The 22,242-nt window shown below is 46.8% G+C and carries 25 protein-coding genes; 19 read left to right on the forward strand and 6 right to left on the reverse strand.

Features of this window, described 5'->3' with window-relative positions; genetic code table 11:
* Positions 1-8: 8 nt before the first annotated feature.
* From sps_RS16435 to sps_RS16510, 16 genes are read left to right on the forward strand one after another with little or no spacing between them, the layout of a single operon-like run.
* Entirely contained in the window at positions 9-257 is a 249-nt protein-coding gene (locus sps_RS16435) for an acyl carrier protein (RefSeq protein WP_077753511.1), read from the forward strand.
* Positions 257-805, forward strand: coding sequence for a COG4648 family protein (locus tag sps_RS16440; RefSeq protein WP_077753512.1), 549 nt, complete (start codon positions 257-259; stop codon positions 803-805). Before sps_RS16435 ends, sps_RS16440 begins: the two co-directional genes overlap by 1 nt.
* Complete coding sequence (locus tag sps_RS16445; RefSeq protein ID WP_077753513.1) at positions 802-2,166, forward strand: AMP-binding protein; 1,365 nt, start codon at positions 802-804, stop codon at positions 2,164-2,166. The genes sps_RS16440 and sps_RS16445 overlap by 4 nt, the downstream gene beginning before the upstream one ends.
* Positions 2,159-2,536 (forward strand): ApeI family dehydratase, encoded by a 378-nt coding sequence (locus sps_RS16450; RefSeq protein WP_077753514.1) that lies wholly within the window; start codon positions 2,159-2,161, stop codon positions 2,534-2,536. Before sps_RS16445 ends, sps_RS16450 begins: the two co-directional genes overlap by 8 nt.
* Positions 2,536-4,251 (forward strand): glycosyltransferase family 2 protein, encoded by a 1,716-nt coding sequence (locus sps_RS16455; protein WP_077753515.1) that lies wholly within the window; start codon positions 2,536-2,538, stop codon positions 4,249-4,251. Before sps_RS16450 ends, sps_RS16455 begins: the two co-directional genes overlap by 1 nt.
* On the forward strand, positions 4,252-5,814 hold the full coding sequence (locus sps_RS16460; protein WP_077753516.1) for an HAL/PAL/TAL family ammonia-lyase: 1,563 nt from the start codon (positions 4,252-4,254) through the stop codon (positions 5,812-5,814).
* Entirely contained in the window at positions 5,811-6,308 is a 498-nt protein-coding gene (locus sps_RS16465; protein WP_077753517.1) for an acyl-CoA thioesterase, read from the forward strand. Before sps_RS16460 ends, sps_RS16465 begins: the two co-directional genes overlap by 4 nt.
* Positions 6,305-7,114, forward strand: coding sequence for an outer membrane lipoprotein carrier protein LolA (locus sps_RS16470; RefSeq protein WP_077753518.1), 810 nt, complete (start codon positions 6,305-6,307; stop codon positions 7,112-7,114). Before sps_RS16465 ends, sps_RS16470 begins: the two co-directional genes overlap by 4 nt.
* Entirely contained in the window at positions 7,111-9,507 is a 2,397-nt protein-coding gene (locus sps_RS16475) for an MMPL family transporter (protein WP_077753519.1), read from the forward strand. Before sps_RS16470 ends, sps_RS16475 begins: the two co-directional genes overlap by 4 nt.
* Positions 9,507-10,769 (forward strand): NAD(P)/FAD-dependent oxidoreductase, encoded by a 1,263-nt coding sequence (locus sps_RS16480; protein WP_077753520.1) that lies wholly within the window; start codon positions 9,507-9,509, stop codon positions 10,767-10,769. Before sps_RS16475 ends, sps_RS16480 begins: the two co-directional genes overlap by 1 nt.
* A 10-nt stretch (positions 10,770-10,779) precedes the next feature.
* On the forward strand, positions 10,780-11,445 hold the full coding sequence (locus sps_RS16485) for a DUF3261 domain-containing protein (RefSeq protein WP_077753521.1): 666 nt from the start codon (positions 10,780-10,782) through the stop codon (positions 11,443-11,445).
* Between the two features lie 55 nt (positions 11,446-11,500).
* The gene (locus sps_RS16490; RefSeq protein WP_077753522.1) at positions 11,501-12,712 is read left to right on the forward strand and encodes a beta-ketoacyl-[acyl-carrier-protein] synthase family protein; all 1,212 of its coding nucleotides are present in this window, start codon (positions 11,501-11,503) and stop codon (positions 12,710-12,712) included.
* Positions 12,712-13,212, forward strand: coding sequence for a hotdog family protein (locus tag sps_RS16495; protein ID WP_237157858.1), 501 nt, complete (start codon positions 12,712-12,714; stop codon positions 13,210-13,212). The genes sps_RS16490 and sps_RS16495 overlap by 1 nt, the downstream gene beginning before the upstream one ends.
* Complete coding sequence (locus sps_RS16500; RefSeq protein WP_077753523.1) at positions 13,209-13,943, forward strand: 3-ketoacyl-ACP reductase FabG2; 735 nt, start codon at positions 13,209-13,211, stop codon at positions 13,941-13,943. Before sps_RS16495 ends, sps_RS16500 begins: the two co-directional genes overlap by 4 nt.
* Positions 13,943-15,178, forward strand: a complete 1,236-nt coding sequence (locus sps_RS16505; protein WP_077753524.1) for a beta-ketoacyl-ACP synthase — start codon at positions 13,943-13,945, stop codon at positions 15,176-15,178. Before sps_RS16500 ends, sps_RS16505 begins: the two co-directional genes overlap by 1 nt.
* Before the next feature lie 13 nt (positions 15,179-15,191).
* A complete protein-coding gene (locus sps_RS16510) occupies positions 15,192-15,935 on the forward strand; it encodes a hypothetical protein (RefSeq protein ID WP_077753525.1) in 744 nt (247 codons plus the stop codon).
* A gap of 72 nt (positions 15,936-16,007) precedes the next feature.
* Here the strand turns inward: sps_RS16510 and sps_RS16515 are convergent, their stop codons facing one another.
* Entirely contained in the window at positions 16,008-16,601 is a 594-nt protein-coding gene (locus tag sps_RS16515) for an FMN-dependent NADH-azoreductase (RefSeq protein ID WP_077753526.1), read from the reverse strand.
* A gap of 366 nt (positions 16,602-16,967) precedes the next feature.
* Here sps_RS16515 and sps_RS16520 point away from each other — a divergent pair, with 366 nt between their 5' ends.
* Positions 16,968-17,561 (forward strand): 2OG-Fe(II) oxygenase, encoded by a 594-nt coding sequence (locus sps_RS16520; protein ID WP_077753527.1) that lies wholly within the window; start codon positions 16,968-16,970, stop codon positions 17,559-17,561.
* Positions 17,562-17,594: 33 nt separating this feature from the next.
* On the opposite strand, the gene sps_RS16525 is transcribed toward sps_RS16520, so the two are convergent.
* The 5 genes from sps_RS16525 to sps_RS16545 form a co-directional block, all read right to left on the reverse strand.
* Positions 17,595-18,044, reverse strand: a complete 450-nt coding sequence (locus sps_RS16525; protein WP_077755731.1) for a thioesterase domain-containing protein — start codon at positions 18,042-18,044, stop codon at positions 17,595-17,597.
* Between the two features lie 65 nt (positions 18,045-18,109).
* Positions 18,110-18,547, reverse strand: coding sequence for a D-aminoacyl-tRNA deacylase (dtd, locus tag sps_RS16530; protein ID WP_077753528.1), 438 nt, complete (start codon positions 18,545-18,547; stop codon positions 18,110-18,112).
* A gap of 64 nt (positions 18,548-18,611) precedes the next feature.
* Positions 18,612-19,181 carry a hypothetical protein gene (locus tag sps_RS16535; protein ID WP_077753529.1) on the reverse strand — a complete coding sequence of 190 codons (570 nt, stop codon included), beginning with the start codon at positions 19,179-19,181 and terminating at the stop codon, positions 18,612-18,614.
* Positions 19,182-20,129 (reverse strand): alpha/beta fold hydrolase, encoded by a 948-nt coding sequence (locus sps_RS16540; RefSeq protein ID WP_077753530.1) that lies wholly within the window; start codon positions 20,127-20,129, stop codon positions 19,182-19,184.
* On the reverse strand, positions 20,126-21,082 hold the full coding sequence (locus sps_RS16545) for a virulence factor BrkB family protein (RefSeq protein WP_237158124.1): 957 nt from the start codon (positions 21,080-21,082) through the stop codon (positions 20,126-20,128). Before sps_RS16545 ends, sps_RS16540 begins: the two co-directional genes overlap by 4 nt.
* A gap of 162 nt (positions 21,083-21,244) precedes the next feature.
* Between sps_RS16545 and sps_RS16550 the strand changes: the two genes are divergently transcribed.
* Both sps_RS16550 and sps_RS16555 read left to right on the forward strand, forming a co-directional pair.
* On the forward strand, positions 21,245-21,466 hold the full coding sequence (locus sps_RS16550) for a hypothetical protein (protein WP_077753532.1): 222 nt from the start codon (positions 21,245-21,247) through the stop codon (positions 21,464-21,466).
* Positions 21,467-21,519: 53 nt separating this feature from the next.
* Positions 21,520-22,167, forward strand: coding sequence for a DUF2959 domain-containing protein (locus sps_RS16555; RefSeq protein ID WP_077753533.1), 648 nt, complete (start codon positions 21,520-21,522; stop codon positions 22,165-22,167).
* Positions 22,168-22,242: the final 75 nt, after the last annotated feature.

Below are 22,242 nucleotides of genomic sequence, written 5' to 3' on the forward strand. Positions count from 1 at the left end.
GAGAGATTATGCAAAGCCGTGAACAAATTCTGCAAGTCCTAACTCGCATCTTAGTCGATGAATTCGAGATAGATGAAGCGGATATCTCACCAACAGCTTCCCTGTATGAAGAGCTTGATCTGGACAGTATTGATGCTGTCGACCTAGTCATCAAACTGCAACAAATGACAGGCAAAAAAATCAAGCCTGAAGAGTTTAAAGCCGTGCGTACCGTGGACGATGTAGTTTCTGCCATCGAAGGGCTCGTCAAAGATTAATGCGGTTATTCTTGCAAATAGTCACAGGTATTCTGTTACTAGGATACCCATTAGCAGTCTATTTTGGACTCAACTATTTGCCTACAGGCACCATAGCTATGGTGCTTTGCTTCATCTTAGTCACGAGATTATTGATTCAGAAGCAACAAGTCAAAGCCATGATCTTGCCTATCATAGTGGGCATAGGCTTAACGGCGGCGAGTTTTATTGCCAAACGCCATGACTGGTTGCTCTATTATCCTGTAGTCATAAACCTCAGTATGCTGATGCTATTTGCTTACTCGCTTAGGTTAGGCCCCAGCATGATAGAGAGGCTGGCAAGATTAAAGGAACCCGAACTTCCGGACGAGGCGATTCCTTACCTGAAAAAAGTCACCCTAATTTGGTGTGGCTTATTTGTTTTTAATGGGTCAGTGGCTTTATACACGGCACACTACGCCTCATTAGAGATCTGGACACTTTATAACGGGCTCATCGCCTATCTGCTTATCGGTTCGCTACTGGGTGGCGAGTGGTTGTATAGAACTATTTGGTTGAATAAGTCATGACAGAATTACTCAAAACTTGGTTATCCAAGGGGCCTTCGAGCCAACAGCTTATCAGTTTTAATCATCATGATATTATCACTGGCGGTGCATTCACCAACCAGGTTGCGAGTGTACATCTGCAGCTGAGTCAATCCACTTGCCGGCGTTGGTTATTGGCCTGCGAGTCTAGTGACCTTTTTGCGGTCGGATTATGTGCCGCATTGCTCGCCGGAAAAGAGATAATCTTACCTGCCAACACCCAAGCAGGTAGCTTGAGTGAGTTAACCCATGAATTTGATGGCGTTATTTCAGATAAGGCTTTATGTGAAGGTAAAGCCTTCGTCATGCTTAAGAAAGAGCTCTCATCCGCTACAAGCCAATGGCCGACTAGTGAGAAATGGGGCGAGCTGGTGCTATACACCTCAGGAAGTAGCGGTCAACCCAAAGCTGTCCGTAAGTCACTGGCTCAATTAGACGCGGAAGTGACAGTATTGGAGCATACATTTGCCAAGCACTTGCCCCAATGTAGCGTGGTGTCTACGGTTTCACATCAACATATCTACGGTCTATTATTCAAGATCCTGTGGCCTTTGGCCGCCAGCCGTCCCTTCTTGAGTGATATCATCGAATATCCTGAGACCCTGACCTACTACACGAGTCTGTTTCCTAACCTGTGCCTCATCAGCAGCCCGGCTCAGTTATCCCGCTTACCTGAGTCTCTCGACAACGAGAAGCAAGTGAGATCACCCAGCCTAGTCTTCAGTTCCGGCGGTCCGCTGAATTTCGAGGCAGCCCAAGGTATCGCTCATTGTTATGGGCGCCAGCCCATCGAAGTGTTTGGTAGCACCGAAACCGGTGGTATTGGCTATCGACGCCAGATAAGAAAAGATCAGCCTTGGCAAGCTTTTACCAATGTTGAAATTTCACAAGACCCCAAAGATGGCGCTCTCACAGTCAAATCTCCTTACCTGGAAAACCAGAACTGGCTTAGATGTGAAGACAAGATCGCACTCATCGAGCCGGGTCTGTTTCGACTTGAAGGCCGCCTCGATCGTATCATCAAGATCGAAGAGAAACGTGTCTCTTTGGTGCAGATGGAGACATTACTCGAGAGTCACCCTCTCGTCAGTCATGCCGCCTTGGTTATGCTGAGTCAGCCGCGTATTCAGCTAGGTGCAGTGATTGAACTATCTGAGCATGGCAAGACTCACCTCGAAAGTGAAGGTAAGCTGAGCCTGAACAATTTACTCAAGGCCCAGCTGTTGACCCAGTTTGAGCGAGTGACCTTACCCAGACGTTGGCGTTACCCGGCTCTGCTCCCCGTCGATAAACAGGGGAAACGAGTGCAGTCACAGTTAACCGAGTTATTCGACCATGATTAAATCCAGCTTGCCTCAGATCCTATCCAAGGACAGTAGTGGCGATGCCATCCTATTTCGCCTCTTCATAGCCGCAAACTTACCATTTTTTAATGGTCACTTTCCCGAACAAGCGGTGCTTCCAGGCGTGACTCAACTGGATTGGGCGATTTGTTTAGGTTGCCAGCATTTCGGCTACCCGCACAATATCGCCACCTTAGAGGTGCTCAAGTTTCAACAATTGATGTTACCTGACTCTGAAGTGACGCTGGAGATCAGTGAAAACAAGGCAAAAACCAAGTTAATTTTCAGTTATTTCGATGGCGAGAAGCGCTTCGCATCGGGCCGCCTTGCACTCGCCACAGAATCAACACATATTAGTGAGGCTAGCTGATGCAATTTGCATTAGTCATCCCCAATTACAACCATGTTGTCGCCATCGAGGAAACCCTCGAGAAGCTGGCACATCTTAATCTGCCTTGCTATTTAATCAACGATGGCAGCGATGATGCCACTCGCCACCTGCTGACATCTCTGGCCAACCGATATACTTGGGTCACCTTATTACACCACCCCTTTAATCGAGGTAAAGGCGCCGCAGTGACTACAGGGTTGAGGGCCGCCTATAAGGATGGCTACAGCCATGCATTACAGATAGATGCCGATGGCCAACATAATTTAGACGATATTCCGGCCATGCTAGCTCGAGCCGAAGAAAGCCCAAAGGCACTCATATCCGGCTTGCCTCAATACGATGAGTCAATGCCTTCGATCCGATTCTATGCCCGCTACCTCACTCATTTTTGGGTATGGATTGAAACCTTAAGTTTCGATATCCAGGATTCCATGTGCGGTTTTCGTGTTTATCCTCTAGCGGCAACCGAGCAGCTTTTTCTCACCTCAGCATTAGGTGAACGAATGGATTTCGATATAGAAATCATGGTTCGTTTACACTGGCAAGGCGTACAGATCATTCATCTGCCTACCCGAGTCATCTATCCCGAAGACGGCATCAGCCATTTTCAGGGGTTATGGGACAATTTACGCATTTCAGGTATGCATACCCGCCTTTTCTTTGGCATGATCAGGCGCTTACCTCGCAAGATGATGGCTAGCGGAACTCAAGCTCAATCAGACTCTCACTGGTCCAGCATAGGCGAACGAGGCAGTTACTGGGGCATTAAGTTGCTTGCATCTAGCTATAAGTTAGGTGGCCACTGGCTTTGCCGCGCCATCATGTATCCGGTGATCTTGTATTTCTTCCTCACCGGACGCAACGCGAGAAAGGCCTCCCTCGAATTTCTAAACAGAGTCAAAGCATTCGATCCTGAGCACCCTCAATTACAGGGAGACTTGGGATGGAAGCACGGCCTTGAACATTTCTTTGGCTTTGGCAATGCGGCCCTAGATCGCATCGATGCCTGGTGCGACCGTATCCAGCTCAGCCAGGTAGAATTTCCTAATCGAGCTCTGCTTGCAGATCAGCTAGAAGCTGGTCAGGGAGCCGTCTTACTGGTATCTCACTTAGGTAATTTAGAGCTGTGCCGCGCGTTATCGGTTCACCAGAAAAAGGTGAAAGTTAACGTCATGGTATTAACAGACAATGCCGAGAACTTTAACCGGGTACTGAAACAATTGAACCCGGATAGTTCGATTAATCTGATACAAGTCACCGAACTCGGACCTAGCACTTCTATGTTGCTGCAGCAGAAAATAGAAGACGGTGAGCTAGTCGTCATAGCCGGAGACAGGACCTCGTCTAACACCCAAGGGCGGGTTATATATGCCCCCTTCATGGGAAAACCGGCTCCTTTTCCTCAGGGACCTTTTATTCTTGCCGGCCTGCTCGATTGCCCTGTCTACCTAATGTTTTGCTTACGGGAACAGGGCCGCTATGTGGTCCATCTGGAAACATTTTCAAATACACTTAAAGGCCCTAGAAAAGGCCGCATGCAAAGGCTCGAAGAAGCCGTCAATCACTACAGCGCACGACTCGAATATTTTGCACGGCGAGAACCCTTGCAATGGTTTAATTTTTTTGATTTTTGGCGTAACGATGACGATATTCAACGCGCCAACTCTCAGGGTAAAGATAGGACAGATAAATAGATGACTCAGAATAATCAACCAAACCCAACGGACATGATTGTTCAATTTGGTCACAGGGCATTAACCCTGGAAGATGTGGTGGCTGTAGCCAAGGGCGCCAAGGCAAAATTAAAAAATACGGGTGATTATCAGACCTATATTCAGAAGGGTGCTCTCTTCATTGACAGCCTGCTCAAAGAAGAAGGCGTCGTCTATGGCGTAACAACAGGCTATGGTGACTCCTGTACTGTCACAGTCGGGCTAGATCTGGTTCACGAACTGCCCTTGCACCTTTCTCGCTTCCACGGATGTGGACTCGGTGAGATCCTGAGCCCAGTACAGGCTAGAGCCGTTATGGCCTGTCGCCTCAGTTCTCTGGCCATTGGAAAGTCTGGCGTGACCTATGAGCTGCTGCAGCGCATAGAGACGCTACTCAACTTAAATATTATTCCCGTGATCCCCGAAGAAGGCTCAGTCGGGGCCAGTGGCGATCTCACCCCCTTATCTTATCTTGCCGCCGTGATTGTGGGTGAGCGCGACGTGATCTACCAAGGCGTACGTCAGCCTACCGCCGATGTCTATGCCAAACTTAACATCACGCCATTGAAGCTGCGCCCCAAAGAGGGATTAGCCTTGATGAACGGCACCGCAGTTATGACGGCACTGGCTTGCCTGGCTTTTGACAGGGGTCAGTACCTTTGTCGCCTGGCCAGTCGACTCACGGCCATGGCTTCCCTCACTTTGAAGGGTAACTCGAATCATTTCGACGATATTTTATTTGCTGCTAAGCCTCATCCTGGACAAAACCAGATAGCTGCCTGGATCCGCTCCGATCTCAATCACCATGAGCATCCGCGCAATTCAGACAGGCTTCAGGACAGATACTCAATTCGCTGCGCTCCCCATATCATAGGGGTAATGCAAGATGCATTACCTTTCATGCGCCAGTTTATTGAAACCGAACTTAACAGTGCCAACGACAACCCGATTGTCGATGCCGAGGGTGAACACATACTCCATGGTGGTCACTTCTACGGCGGTCATATTGCCTTCGTTATGGACTCGATGAAGAACACTGTCGCCAATATCGCCGATCTTATCGATCGTCAGATGGCTCTGGTCATGGATCCTAAGTTCAACAACGGTCTTCCTGCTAATTTATCTGCGGCAACCGGAGCCAGACGCTCCATAAACCATGGCTTCAAGGCCGTACAGATAGGCGTATCAGCCTGGACAGCCGAAGCCCTGAAAAATACCATGCCAGCCAGCGTATTTTCCCGCTCCACCGAATGTCACAACCAGGACAAGGTAAGCATGGGAACCATAGCCGCGCGAGATTGCATGCGTGTATTACAATTGACCGAGCAAGTCGCAGCAGCAGCTCTGCTGGCCATGACTCAAGGGATCAATTTACGTATCTCACAGGATGAGCTGTGCCACTCTTCACTCACGCCTTCGGTGGCAAAAACCTTAGATCAGGTCAAAGCCGATTTTGAACTGTTAACCGAAGATAGGCCATTAGAGTCGGTGCTTAGGCAAACAGTAGATAAGATCCAAGCCGGTGTGTGGGAAGTCTGTTCATGACTCCAACATCCAACAAGTCCATCTTAACCACAGAGCTGGAAATTTTGATCCCCTTTCATGATGTCGACTCCATGGGGATCACCTGGCATGGTAACTATCTGCGTTATTTCGAGATGGCGAGGTGTCAACTGCTGGATCTGTTCGGATATGGCTATCGTGAAATGCTGGCCTCGGGTTATTCCTGGCCTATCGTAGATCTACAGATAAAATATGTACAATCTAGCACCTTCGATCAAAAAGTGAAGGTGCTAGCCTCCCTAGTCGAGTGGGAAAACCGCTTGAAGATCAATTATCAAGTCAGAGATCTAGCCACCAATAAACGTCTCACTAAAGGCTATACTATCCAAGCCGCCGTAGACAATAACAATGAGCTGTGCTTCGTGACCCCCACCGTATTCAGGCAGAAGCTAGCCCAGCTAATTCCCAGCATTGCAATCGATAGCACTAAAGCTGGGAATCTTGAAGCTAAGTGTACAGCGGGGAAAAGTCTATGATAGGCGCTTATTCCAGAATATCAGGCGGATTAACCCTGGCACTATTGCTACTATCGGCGGTGTTACTCACACTGATATCCAGCAGGCCTACCTTGGCCAATACAGATGAAATTGGTGTAAATAGTGCACAAAAAGCCAATTTTGAGGCCCTATTTCAATCTGAGGTTAACAATCAAGAGATAGAGAAGCTCAGCAACAGACTCGAATTGAGCCAACATGCCAAGGGAAAGTTTACCCAATATCGTAATCTCAAGGTGCTTAAGAAACCTTTGATTAGCAATGGCAGTTTTATATTCGATGCCCAACTTGGTCTGGTCTGGAGCCAAGAGACTCCCTTCAAGTCCACCTTGATACTCAAGGATGACGCATTAATTCAAATTGATAGTTCGGGTAAAAAACAAGTCTCTCAGACTAGTGGGAATCAAGGAGCTGGCGCTCTGGCGCAGACCTTGCCAACCTTGCTCAAGGCTCTACTCGGTGGAAAACTGCAAACCTTAGATGAACACTTTAGCTTTTATCTGTTAGCACCGGAGCCACAGGCATCTTGGACACTTGGCTTGATCCCCAAAGATTCTTTGATGCTAAAAGCCATTCCACAATTGATATTAGAAGGCACAGATCAGGTCTCGGCCCTTACACTCGTCAGCGCTAATGGAGACACAAGCAGAATTGAGTTCGAGGAGATCACAAATGACCCCCTTGCTTCAGAGGAATTAGACATACTCGCGCCTAACTTAATTCAGAAACAAGGTAAGGCTTCCCAAGGTCTCACCGAGCCAGAACTTAAACCTAAGCAAGCATCATGATCGATAAGCTCGCCACTCTGCTGGGCCAATATTCAGCAAAATTAAAGTTCTCTATCTGGCTCACCATGATCTCCCTCATTGTGGTTATCGGCTTCTCACTCTGGCAAGGTGGCGCTCGAGTTCAGAGTGATATTTTGGCCATGTTGCCAAATATTCAGGAAGATCCTCTCACAGATATCGCCCTGTCACGGGTAGAAGAACAGCTTTCAAACTCCATCTATCTTGGTTTTGTTGCCGATAACCAGACTCAAGCCATCCAAGCTGCACAGCAGGTGATTACGGAGCTCAATGAACACGGTCAAGGCATCTTTGTCGATATAAAGAGCGCCGACATCAATCAGGCCGAGTCCCTCAATAACTACTATTTTCCCCATAGATTTAACCTGTTAACGCCAGCTCAGGCTCAAACACTAGAGAACGGCAAGCTTGATAGCTTAATAGGACAAGCTCAGCAGCAACTCTACAACGCATTCAGCTACGCAACCAGCGGCCTGTTAGCCAAGGATCCCTTGCTACTCTATCCGCAAAACCTTCAAGCACTCGCTCCCAAACAAGCATTGGAGGTCCATCAAGGTATTTTGATTGCCACACTTCCAGTAGATGATTCAAAGGGAAAAGTGGCTGCTATAGTCATGGCAAAAGGTGTCGGCAGCGCCTTCAGCCCTAAGATACAGGAGCAGCAAATATCGGTACTCACTCAGGCATTTGAGCAGGTAAGGTTACAAGATACAGATATAGAGATACTCAGAGCTGGCGCACTTTTCCATGCTGCTGCCGCAACCCAACTTGCTAAGAGTGAAGTCACTAGTTTAGGCCTAGCCTCACTCATAGGTGTGTGTCTATTAGTCTGGCTGGCATTTCGTTCCTTGATGCCACTGACCATAGCCTTACTGACCATATCCACTAGCATGTTAGTCGCCGTAGTCATGACCACCTGGGTGTTTTCCGAACTGCATCTGCTGACACTTGTCTTCGGCACCAGCTTAATAGGCATAGCCATCGACTATAGCTTTCATTTCTATTGTGAGCGCTTAAATAAGCCTGATGTCAGCGCAGCCCAAGTGATCCAACACATATTTCCCGCGATCACTCTGGCGCTTATCACCAGTGTTTTAGCCTACTCCAGCATAGGTTTTGCACCATTTCCAGGCATGCAACAGGTCGCTGTGTTCTGTGCCTCAGGCCTCATATCGGCCTATATCACCTTAGTACTTGCCTATCCATTATTGGCGTCGGGCACCTTGCCTAAGGGCGAGAAACAGCTCAAATTAGCAGAAATATATCTACATAGAGTCGACACTCTGCTGGTAAAGCTTCCGCCTAAAGGCTTGAGCTTAATCGTTATCATCTGTTTATCACTATCTAGCTTCGGCATACTGAGACTGACAAGCGATGATGATATCCGCAATCTGCAGCAGAGCCCACCAGAGGTGCAAGTACAAGAGAATGCATTGAGATCTCTGCTCAGTGGCGGTACTGACAATCAATTTCTGTTAGTCAGGGCCAATAGCGAGCAAGCTTTGTTACAGCGCTTAGAGGACCTAGCGCCCAGGCTAAACAATGCCGTTAAGCAACAGCTAATTGGTAACTCATTCAGCCTGAGTAATTATCTCCCTAGCCAAGATAGGCAAGAAAGAAACTATCGGCTTCAGGCTGAGATTTATCAGCAGAAGCTAAGTCATATTATAGACAGTCTGGGGATGGATGAAGAACTAGCCCCTGAGCTTAAACAGGCTTACCTGACAGCCGAGGGGCAATATATCGATGCCAGCACCTTCTTAAATTCGCAAGCAGGGAAGCTCTTCGCCCCCTTATGGATCGCACCTGGGGATGACCAAAAGCAATTCGGGGCCATTGTCTTACTCGGCGGCATCTCAGACATAGATAAACTCAGGCACTATATTGCGGATCTTAGCGATGTGCAGCTGGTCGATAAGGTCGGTGATATATCTAAGGTCATGGGCAAGTATCGTCAGTTGACCTTGATACTTCTGGCCGTTGCCATGCTCGCTGCGACACTGATTTTTTCCAGCCGTTTCAGTATGAAATTAGCCAGTCTGGTCGTTGCCGTACCGGCATTATCTGCGATTTTCACCTTAGCCACACTCGGATTAATGGGTACCTCATTGACCCTCTTCCATGCATTGGCGCTAATCTTGGTTTTCGGCATTGGTGTAGATTACAGTGTGTTCTTCGCCGAATCTAAACAACAGAGTAGAGGCGTCATGATGGCTGTGTTTATGTCGGCCAGCTCTACGATACTCGCATTTGGCTTACTGGCATTTAGCAGTACGCCGGCAATACACTTTTTTGGATTAACCCTACTGATAGGGATAGGTTTCACCTTTATGCTCTCTCCCTTTATTCAAACTTTTACAAGGACTTCTAAGTAATGCAAGCACCCCATTCAAACCCAGGCATACCAGCAAATTACGACGTTGCGATTATCGGTGCCGGTCCATCGGGTAGCATTGCCGCCAGTCTGCTCCACCAGCAAGGAAAGCGAGTCATAGTCATAGAAAAACAAGATTTCCCTCGCTTCTCTATTGGTGAAAGCCTATTACCAGCCTGCATGAGAGTCATAGAAGAAGCCAACATGCTAGAAGCAGTTAACGAGGCTGGTTTTCAGTTTAAAAGTGGTGCCGCATTCAGCTCTAAAGGAAAATATACCAACTTCGATTTCACCGATAAATTTTCCGATGGCCCTGGTACTACGTTTCAAGTAGAGCGTGCTAGTTTCGATAAATTATTGGCAGATACGGCGGAGTCCCAAGGGGTAGAGATCCGTTTCGGTGAATCGGTTCAAGACATAGATCTGACTCAAGACCCAATACTAACGATCAAAAATCGGGAAGGCGAAGTCTATTGCATTCAGGCCAAATACCTCCTAGATGCCAGTGGATTTGGCCGAGTGCTACCTAAACTACTGGATCTGGAGAAACCCTCTTGTCTACCAAGCCGCACTGCGGTGTTTACCCACATTCAAGATAATATAGACCCAGTTGCTCTGGAGAATATCCATTTCGATCGTAATAAAATTCTCATCAGTGTTCATCCAGAAAATAAAGATATCTGGTACTGGTTGATCCCTTTAAGTGACAGCAGGTGTTCATTAGGCGTTGTAGCCGAGCCACATCTCTTGGGGGATGCCCAAGCAGATCTCCAGACAGTGCTCATGGGGATGATAAAACAGGAACCTAACTTACACAGACTCTTGGCCAATGCCGAGGTAGTAAGGGAATGCTCACTGCTCAAGGGATATTCCGCTAATGTCACCACCCTTGCCACCGACAAATTTGCCTTATTAGGCAATGCCGGAGAGTTTCTAGACCCCGTTTTTTCTTCTGGGGTAACTATCGCTATGCAATCAGCCTCAATGGCGGCTAAATGTGTCGTCAGACAACTCAATGGTGAAGAACTTGACTGGGATATCGAATATGCAACCCCCCTCATGCGCGGCGTCGATACCTTTAGAACCTATGTCGAAGCTTGGTATGATGGCCGCTTTCAGGAGGTCATATTTTTCGACGCTCCCGATAATAAGATCAAGCAGATGATCTGCTCCATCTTAGCCGGATACGCCTGGGATGAGACCAACCCCTTCGTGAGTGAATCTGAGCGCCGCTTAAACATGATTGTCGAATTATGCAGATAAAGGTTTCGCCATGAATTCATTGACCTTGCTTACAAGCCTTAAACACAAACTAAAGACTGTGATAGCCATGAGTGCCATTATCCCCTTGGCATTTATCTTGTCTGCCTGCAGTCAGACTTTTCAGAGACAAACTTGTGTCGCACTGGCCAAAGAGGTGAATTATTGTCTAGCGCCTATTCCCTTAGACGAGACAAACCAGACCTGGGTACGCTCTGCAACACAAAAAGCTGGCATTAAGGTCGACGCAGCGCAACATGAGCTGATGACACAAGTGGAGATTGATGCCAATGAACTTACCTTAGTCGGACTAGCTCCCTTGGGTCAGGCACTATTTACCTTGATCTATGACGGTAATACACTCACCAGTGAGCAGAGTGTTTTATTGGGGGGCGAGTTCAAGGCCGAGTATTTGCTTGCTCTTATTCAGTTGATATATTGGCCCGAAGACACTGTAAATACTCATTTACAAGGGGCTAAACTAACCTCAAGTGATTGTGGTGCGTCTAGGTGCAGAAAAATATATGCTATTGGTTCCAACCCGAGCATAAATGTAAACACGAGGACTCAGAATGACAGTATTGTGAATATCGAGTACAGTCATGATGACCCGTGGCAGGCAGAAATAGATCTGAAGATACCGCAAGCTAAATTTGAGTTAACACTCACACCAATTTAGCCCATCGATATTTTCCATGGCCCACATTATCAAAGAGTTAAGATAGATAGAGACAATGACTAAAATAGCCATCTCACACTTAGGCTTGTGTACGCCTCTGGGCAAGACTGCTGAAACCGTACTATCCCGACTCTCGAGGGGAGATATCGGCGCGATGAAGACTCGAACAGATCTCATCCCCGATGCCGAGACCTTAGTAGGAGAAGTCACGTTCAGCCTGCCTATGATACCCGAACATTTGGCCAGCTATGACTGCCGCAACAATCGGCTACTCCTGTGTGCAGCAGAGCAGATTACCAACAGAGTAACCCAAGCAATAGCAGACTGGGGCCCTCAAAGAATAGGGATTGTCATAGGCACCAGTACATCCGGGATCGGAGAAGGTGAAGAAGCCCTAAAGATAAGATCACAAACTCACGCATTTCCTGAAAAATATCTATACTCCCAGCAAGAGTTAGGCAACAGCAGTGACTTTTTACGTCACTATTTCAACATTTCCGGCCCTTGTTACACAGTATCCACCGCCTGTTCATCCAGCGCTAAAGTCTTTGCCAGTGCAAGACGCCTACTGCAAGCCGACCTGTGCGATCTGGTGATCGTCGGCGGTGGCGACAGCCTATGCAAATTGACACTGAATGGCTTTAGCTCTCTGGAATCTGTCTCTAAAGGTCATTGCCTGCCCTTCAGTACAAACCGCGATGGCATCAACATAGGTGAAGGCGCAGCCCTTTTTACTCTGGAAAAGCTAACCGCTGACGACAGCTGCAGCGTGATCTTAGCAGGTATTGGCGAGTCCAGTGACGCCCACCATATCTCGGCACCGCACCCCGAGGGGCGTGGCGCCATAGCGGCCATTCAAGCTGCGCTGGAAGATGCCAATCTATCAGCAGAAGACATAGACTACATCAACCTACATGGCACGGCGACACGGAAAAATGATGCCATGGAGAGCAGAGCCATTAAGCAGATATTCGGCTCGACACCTCCGCCTTGTAGCTCCACCAAGCCAATTACTGGCCATACCTTAGGTGCCGCTGGCGCCATAGAGGCAGCATTTTGTTATCTGCTAGTGAGTCAGGAAAATAGCCGACAAACCTTGCCACCTCAGATATGGGACGGCGTCCAAGATCCACAAGATCCCTCGCTTCCCTTAGTCAGCCAAGGCCAGACTGCTGAAGTTAACTTTTTGATGAGCAACTCCTTCGCCTTCGGTGGGAGTAATGCCAGCCTCATACTCGCCAGAAATCAGCGAGGGGAAGATAGATAATGAGCCCGAAACACATGTCCCCCCAAGTACTATCTCAAATGGCGATTGCCGATGTGATCCCCCATAGAGATCCTATGATCTTGATCGATCGCCTCATCAGCCACGAAACCGACAGCCTGTTGACCCAAGTGGATATCGATGAGCTCAGTCCTTATTTCGATACAGAACTCAACGGGGTACCAAATTACGTAGGTATCGAATATATGGCTCAAAGCATTGCAGCCCTAGCCGGAGTGGAAGCTAAATCCCGTGGCGATATTATCCGCGTCGGTTTCTTGCTTGGCACACGTAAGCTTCAGATGCACATACCACACTACCAACTAGGGAAGAGTTACCAGACTCGAGTCACAAGACTGTATCAAGAAGAGTCTGGGCTGGCGGTGTTCGATTGTCAGATATTTCATCAAGAAACCTTAGTCGCTACAGCGAATGTGAATGTATTTCAGCCTCAGGATATTAAAAATTATATATCTGAGAGCAAGCAGGAAGATCAAAAATGAACAACGAAAACAGAAGAGTACTGATCACCGGTTCTAGTCGCGGCATAGGTAAAGCTATTGCCTTACAGTTGGCTGAAGCCGGATTCGATATCGCCCTGCACTTTCACAGCAATGTTGAAGCGGCCGAGCAAACTAAGCGCGAGCTTAGTGCTCTGGGGGTCTCAGTTTCTTGCCTGCAGTTTGATATCGCCCATCGCGAGCAAGTCAAAGCCGCCATCACAGCCGATATCGAGCAACATGGCGCCTATTATGGCGTAATACTCAATGCGGGGATCAATTGCGATACCGCATTTCCTGCCATGACTGAAAATGAATGGGATAAGGTAGTACATACCAACTTAGATGGTTTCTACAATGTGATTCATCCTACCATAATGCCGATGATCCAAACCCGACAAGGCGGCCGAATCATCACTATGGCGTCTGTATCTGGTATCGCAGGTAACAGAGGTCAGGTCAATTACAGCGCCTCTAAAGCTGGCATTATAGGCGCGACTAAGGCTCTGTCTCTTGAGGTGGCTAAACGTAAGATCACCGTAAACTGCATAGCTCCAGGGCTCATAGAGACAGATATGGTGGCAGATTTCCCCAAAGATATGGTCAAGGATATCGTGCCGATGCGACGCATGGGAAAACCTGCTGAAATCGCTGGATTAGCTAAGTTTTTGATGTCTGAGGACGCTGGCTACATCACCAGGCAAGTTATCTCGGTCAACGGAGGCATGATCTAATGTCCAGACGTGTAGTGATCACTGGCATAGGTGGGATATCCTGCCTAGGCCAAGACTGGCCTACTATCGCCAGAAATTTAAAAGCCCAGAAAAACTGCGTGGTTCGCTTCGATGAATGGGACAGATATGATGGTCTCAACACCCGATTAGCGGCTCCAGTGACAGATTTCGAGAAACCAGCACACTACTCGCGTAAGAAGATTCGCTCCATGGGACGCGTCTCTTTAATGGCAACTAGAGCCAGTGAACTCGCCCTTATAGATGCAAACTTACTCGATGACCCGGTTGTTAGCTCCGGCGCCATGGGGGTAGCCTATGGTTCATCTACAGGCAGTACAGATCCTCTCATAGCTTTCGGCGATATGCTCAGGGATGGTGACATGTCAGGCATCACCGCCACCAGCTACATTCGCATGATGGCCCATACTACTGCTGTCAACGTGGGAGTATTCTTCGGGCTCAAAGGCCGGGTGCACACCACCAGCAGCGCTTGCACCTCAGGTAGCCAGGGCATAGGTTATGCCTATGAAGCAATAAAGTATGCCCAGCAAGACCTGATGCTCGCCGGCGGTGGCGAAGAGCTATGTGCCACCGAAGCCGTCGTCTTCGATACTCTGTTTGCCACCAGTACCAAGAATGACTCTCCTAAGTTTAGTCCTAGCCCCTTCGATAAGCAGCGTGATGGCCTAGTGATAGGTGAAGGTGCCTGTACCTTAGTGCTCGAAGAGCTAGAACATGCTCAGTCAAGAGGCGCTAAAATATATGCAGAGATCGTAGGCTTCGGTACTAATTCTGATGGCCTACATGTGACTCAGCCCAATGCGATGACCATGGAAACCGCCATCAGACACGCCTTGAAAAATGCCCAATTACCGCCTGATGCCATCGGCTATGTCAACGCCCACGGTACTGCGACAGATAGAGGTGATATCGCAGAGACTCAGGCCACCAGCTCAGTATTCGGCCCTAATATGCCAATCTCATCTCTCAAGAGCTACACCGGCCATACCTTAGGTGCTTGCGGTGCACTAGAGGCTTGGGTGAGCATTGAAATGATGAATGAAGGCTGGTTCGCTCCCACATTAAATTTGACCGAAATCGATCCCGATTGTGGTGAGCTGGACTATATCAAAGACGAGATCCGCCAAATAGAGACTAATTATGTCATGAGTAATAACTTCGCCTTCGGCGGAATTAACACTTCATTGATATTCAAACGATGGAACACAAAATAGCAAGGGAGCCCCAATGAAAGCATTATTATTGATCATCGGCTTAAGCTTAAGCCTCTTAAGTCCAAGTTTAATGGCAAAACCATTGACTGAAGCCCAATATATCGAGGTATTTCATGGTGAAGATATTCAGAAGCAGAAAGACGCGCTTGCTAGCTTAGTGATGGCAGGTATATCGGACCCTAAGATCTATGACAAAATCGAAGAAAACCTGCAAAAGTCACTGCCATTGGCCGTCGATCGTCACACCATAGATTACAGTGCCTGGTTATTAAAAGGTCTGGCCTATTCAGGCAATGAGAAATATGTAGCCACTTTTAATGCGGTCATCGCGGGTGAATATCACAGTAAATTACAAAAGTACGCTAGAAAGTCAGTCAAGATCTTAGATCAATACAAGATCTGGGCACCGATATTAAGTGATAGAAGCCACTATGATGGCAAGTTCGACCAGCGTAGCAATGTTCTCGCTAATGCCCTGAGAAGTGATGAATTACAGCTAAAACTCGATGCGGCAAAACGTGTTATCAATCAAAGTATTTATAGTGAGCAGATCATTGAAGTGCTCAACGAAGAGCTTAAAGATACCCGACTGCTGAAACATGAAAAGCAGTCTATTCAAGCTTATGCCTATATGGCTAAAGCCTTAGCCAGCACAGGTAATGAGAAATATAAACCTACTATAGAGCAGTTGGCGCAAGACAGTAGCGAGAAGAAACTGCGTACATATGCCTCGAAATACTTAAAAAAATACTATTAATGCCAGTAACTAAAACCAATACTTATAAATGCAGAAGGCGCCCTGAGGCGCCTTTTTTACAAAAGATTGATATTATGCCGCAATAGCACTCAATGCGGCTTTTGCTTCACTCATGCCTTTCTCTGTCGCCTCAGGGCCCATACTCAGCGCTTCGCCATAAACTGTTTCAACATCTTCTATGCCGATAAAACCTAGCACAGTCTTCAAATAAGGCACAACATGATCCGCCGAACTGTCCTTATGTACACCGCCTCGAGTAGTGATCACTATGGCGCGCTTACCCGTGATGAGTCCCTGTGGGCCATTCTCGGTATAGGTAAAACTCACACCAGCTCGTGCCACAAGGTCAATCCAGTTTTTAAGCTGAGTCGGAATAGAGAAGTTATACATAGGAGCTGCGATCACTATAGTGTCGTGATCTTTAAGCTCTTCAATCAGCTTATTTGATAGACTTAGCACCTCTTGCTGACGCTGAGAAAGATCATCTCCACCTTGCAAACCCATGGCAATTTCACCATCGAGAACCGGCACAGGTTCAGCCGCCAAATCACGAACTGTGATATCGGCTCCCTGTTCTGTCCAATGTTGACTCAAGTGTTCAATCAACTGACCCGACTGCGAGTAGCCACCTAAGATGCTCGATTTCAATATTAAAACTTTAGACATAATAAACTCCACGCTATTCAGTGATTGAGAAATCATCTCTCAATTCGATGAAGCTAGTTTAATAAACGATAAAAAAGAATAAAAGCGGATAAAATCTATCAAAACATCCTAAAAAGTAGAACTGTTTCAGTAGGCTTGTGTTTCAACCTTTGGATGGAAGATGAATTTTGATTATAAATAATCGATATAATGTCAGCCGATATAAGTATCCAGCTTAAGATATACATCATAGAAAAATGTGTCGGTTTTAAGGTAAGATCAGGTATTAGCTCGACGCTTTTAAACCCACGCTAGAGCCATTACTAATAGTTATTGATAAGAGTAATTTATATCGATGAGTAACTTGTTTATTTTAGAAGAGAAATTATGACTCCAGTTTCAACTTACGAACACATCATAGATGAATTAGCTAGCAAGGACTATGTGGTGGTCGATGGCCTGATTGAGGCTGAGATATTATCCGAGTTGAAAGCTGAACTCCTCAAAAAGCACACAGAGGAAGAGTTAAAACGTGCCGAAATCGGCAATGGTGCCAACAGTTCAGTCAATGACCTTATCCGCTCTGATAAAATCTCTTGGATCGACACCGATTCCAAGATCCCCTGTGAACAAGCTTACTATCAGGCAGTAAACGCCTTTTATACCTACCTTAATCAAGCCTGTTTTACCGGAATTTCAGATTTTGAGTTTCATTATGCCTGCTATGAAAAAGGCACCTTTTACCAGAAGCACATAGATCGCTTTAAGAATGACTCGAACCGAAAGTTTTCTTTTATCACTTACCTTAATGACTCGTGGCAACATGGGGATGGTGGAGAACTAAAGCTACATCTCGATGATGAAGTCATCGAGGTTGAACCAAGATTTGGCAAGACTGTCATCTTCAAGAGCCATCTTATCGAACACGAAGTGGTGGAAAATCATAGACAAAGGTTTAGTGTGACGGGTTGGCTTAAATAAAGGCACGGGGTTCCGCGTTAGCTAGATTTCGCCTCACCCCGGTGTGCTCACCTTAGGTTTGCTTATGTAGAGCCCTTCAAATGTCGCACAACATGAGTCACCGCAATAGAGTTTGACCTCCAGCTTTACCTTAAGTCGACGCCCCTTAGATAACACTGACATATCGGTATCTGGCCAACTCACCTTAGCCACAGGCGCAGTCTCTATGGGAGCAAGGTATCTGACCTTAGCATCGACCAAAACGATATCACCCTGTAAATCGGCAAGAGACTGCTGTAACCACACCATACCCCACCCTGTGAGCGTCATCAGCGTATAGATACTGCCAGCAAACATGGTTTGATGCAGATTAATATTAGGCTCGAGTGGCGCCGTGACCCGAAATTCCTTATCGGAATATGCCACTGGCATGATCTTCATAAACCCACTAACAGGAATAGTTCTATACCAGGTCTGCTGTAACTCAGACAAAAGCTTGTCTATGTTTTCCTGCTTATCTGAGTTTTTCTGCGTACCACATTTATTTGAATTAGCCACCGAAGCCTAGCCTATACAGTAAGGTTAAAAGTAACAGGGCCATCATTGACTAAGCTAACCTGCATATCGGCAGCAAACTCACCGGTCTGAGTCGTCACGCCTTTAGACTCACAGAATGCGATAAACTCTTCATATAAAGCTTTCGCCTGCTCCGGCGTTCCCGCCCCGGAGAAGCTAGGCCTCAAGCCACGTCCTGTATCAGCAGCAAGAGTAAATTGAGAGACCACCAGCAAGGAACCTCCCACCTGCTGAAGATTTAGATTCATCTTGCCATTCTCATCGGAAAAGACACGATAGCTCATCACTTTAGTGGCCAATTTTTCCATTTTAGCCGTGTCATCTTCACGCTCGACACCAAGCAGTACCAATAAGCCTTTATCGATTGCGCCAATAGTTTCACCATCGACATCGACTTTAGCCTGTTTTACACGTTGAATTAGGGCTATCACGTTTCTATTTACTCTTATTTAGAAGGGCTTAGGAACTAGAACCTAGACCCTAGGAACTTTTTAATCACAAAGACTGAGATTGCTGCATTACTGGGATCGGCTTAATAAGCTGCTCCGAGCCCTTAGGAAGGGAGTGACCAACCTGACGTAAGCCTTCATCAGTCCACAACATGAACCTTCTGATCTCTTCCAACTCTATGGTATTGACGAAGGTTGCAGCCCCTTGCACCTGAATCACTGCGCCATTTTCTCTAAGAGTGAACTTAGCGAAGTTGAGCTTATGGTTGAGGGTACCGATTAGAATAAGCAACTCTCTGCTGCCTCTAAGTTTGGGATGGACTGCATAGAAGCGATTCATCATGATGCGATCGATACCATTTGGGTTAATGCTTGGCTGCAGCAAAAACTGATTATCATCAAACTGCAGGGCGATCCTGTTTGGACTCGCCATAGTCGCAAGATAATTCTTATGAATTAGCGCCTCAAACAAGGTTTTCGTGGCCTCTTCATTGGTCATTCCGCCCAAGGTAACACTCTCGGGTGCCACAACAGCAGTCAAAGCGCCATCGCTAGATTCCGTCGCCGCACAGGCACTCAAAGTAATAGCTAAGCCAGCGATTATCAATTTTTTCATTTATCTATTTTCCTTCATATTATTTGCCATTTCCCGTATGGCATAGACGACTTCGTGAAACATCTTATCATCGGCTAATCCATGATACCCACTTTTAATCACAGAGTAATTTATGGTGTCATTGCCACACTGAGTTAAGAAGTTTTCGACGATTTGAGTGGGACAGACCCAATCCATCTCACCCTGTAAGATAAGGGTTCGAGCCTGAATCCCTGCTGATATGTCTCGCATTAATGAATAAGCACCAAAATATTGATGGCTCGCATAGTGGAGTTCTATTTCCGCCAAGCTCTTACTGGTACTTTCGTCCCCAGGAAATAACTCAGAAGCAGGCATAGCAAGCGCCGACTCCCACGCCACCCAAGCATGGGTATACTGATGACGAATATCGGCATCATTGTCATTCAGTCCAATCCGATATGTTTCAAATAGCTGCTCGACATTAGAACAAAAAGGCGCAACAGCTGTGAATGCCAAATACTCATCAGTGAAAAGATTGGCAGCACCTTTATTCGAATACAGCCAATTTGTTCCATCCTCGCTGGGGATAAACAGCCCCCAGTATATTTGAGACAATACCCTGTCAGGGTACAAGCCGCTATAGAGCATGCCTAAGGTGGCACCAAAGGAGCCACCAACTAAACACCAAGCTGAAATTCCTAACCATGAACGTACTTTTTCCAGATCTTTGAGCAGCTCTAGTAAATTATTTTTATCTAACGACCCCAGAGGCTTAGATCGCCCGGCTCCTCGCTGGTCTAACATCAGCACATGACAGTTATCACCATCAAATAGAGATAATTCGTCACTCATACAACCCGCACCGGGCCCACCATGAAGATATAAAACAGGGACGCCGTCCGGATCGCCGTATTGTGTCAGATGAAGTTGGTGCCCATCACCCACATCTAGCCAATCCCGGCGAATAAACGTGGGTAAGGACGTCATAGCTTGGTCACTTTCTCTGTCGATACCTCTTCTAGATTATCTTCAACTTTTTGTTCGTCCTTCTTCTCAGTCTCAGCTTCTAAGCCATCACAGCTGTAGGAAATGTGGGCCTTTGGCGCATCTTTACTCGGTGCTGCCCCCCATGATTCCCCTGAGGCTGCTGGCTGCTTCTTATCGAGGTATTCTGGCAAGGCAGCCGTTATTTCGGCACCTATCAAGACAATCATCCAGGAAAGGTATACCCAGATGAACAGGATTGGAATAGTCGCCAACGCACCATAAATCGCCTCATAACTGGGGAACTTGGTAAGATAAAAGGCAAAGCCCTTTTTGCCAAACTCGAACAATAGCGCGGCAGCAATCGCCCCCAACAGGGCATGAAAAAATTTAACCTTAGTATTGGGCACAACCATATAGATGAGCAGGAAAGTAGCGACCGAAAAAAACATAGGTAAACGTTCCACCAGCAAGGGAACAACCCCTGAAAGGTCTGCGCCATTGAATACCTTGAGAGACACTACATAAGACGTCGCAACCAGGCTCGCTCCCATTAACACGGGTCCAAGTGTCAACACCATCCAATACATGGAAAATGACACCACCATGGAACGCTTCTCCGTGGTGCGCCAGATACTGTTGAGAGACTTATCGATGTTAGATATCAGCATAATAGCCACAACCATCAATGCCGCAATACCAACAGCAGTTCCTTTGGAAGCATTATCTACAAATTCATTGATATAAACCTGAACGCTATCACCGGCAGAAGGCAGGAAATTATCATAGATAAAGCTTTCTATCTGCCCCCTAATCCCACTAAACACAGGAAAGGCTGACAGCATGGACATGGTCACTGCAACCATAGGCACCAAGGACAATAGGGTCACATAGGCAAGATGCCCCGCTCGAATATTTATCTGATCTTCCGCTAATCTCTGTTTTAGATGTACCATGAAGTGCCAAATGCTTAGCCCCAAGGTACGAAAATCTGTTCCATCTATCTTATTTATCACTGCGGTCTCTTGATTGTGTTGATTTAAGGAGTTGGTATTAAATACGTATATTCGTACAATAAAGCTTATAACCTAAGATTTACAAGTGTAAGGAATAAATAGATGTCACAACAAGGCTCGGCAGGCAACGTGATTGCCGCTATCGCAAGCTTCTTCTTTCCCGGCTTAGGGCAATTGGTACAGGGAAGAATCATGGCAGCATTACTTTTCTGTATAATAACTATTGTAGGCTATGCCATGTGGTGGCTGATCTTTCCCGCAATCATAGGCGGTATTGCTCATCTATGGAGCATCATTGACGCCGCAAGATTCAAAGCCGATTAAGCATTTATATTCGGTCGAACTTAGTTTCCAGCTATGGACAAGGACAATCCAAAATGAAGAAATACTTATCAATTGCCATCATGGCCACCAGCTTACTCCTGACTGGCTGTCAGAGTGCTTATTACGGTGCCATGGAGAAAGTGGGTTATCACAAGCGTGACATCATGGTCGATCGAGTAGAGGATGCCAGAGAGTCTCAAGAAGATGCTCAGAAGCAATTTAGTTCGGCACTCGAAGAGATGCAGGCCCTACTTAACCACGATGGTGGCGATCTGGAGACTGCCTATAACAAGGCCAAAGATGAATACGAATCCTCTCAAGATGCAGCCGATGATGTCAGTAATCGCATCGAAAAAGTAGAAGATGTGGCTGATGCCCTGTTCGATGAATGGCAAACCGAGATAGGTGAAATAAGCAAGGCCAGCCTACGCCGCAGCAGTGAGAGTAAATTACGTGAGACTCAGCGTTCATACGAGCAGTTAGTGCGCACCATGAAGCGCGCCGAAAGCAAAATGGGCCCAGTGCTAACAGCAATGAAAGACAACATGCTCTATCTAAAGCATAACTTAAATGCCCAGGCAATCGGTGCCATCAAGGGGGAGTTTGCCAGCCTACAGACCGATATCTCAGGTTTAATTAAAGAGATGAATAAGTCTATCGAAGAGTCCAACAAGTTTATTGCTTCTATTGAAGGAAACTAGCTCTTAGACCACTAACAAAATTACGCCCTGCACATGTATGTTCGGGGCTTTTTTATCGCTTTCGCTCTTCCCTAC

The organism is Shewanella psychrophila (assembly GCF_002005305.1).
Classification (GTDB): Bacteria; Pseudomonadota; Gammaproteobacteria; order Enterobacterales; family Shewanellaceae; genus Shewanella; species Shewanella psychrophila.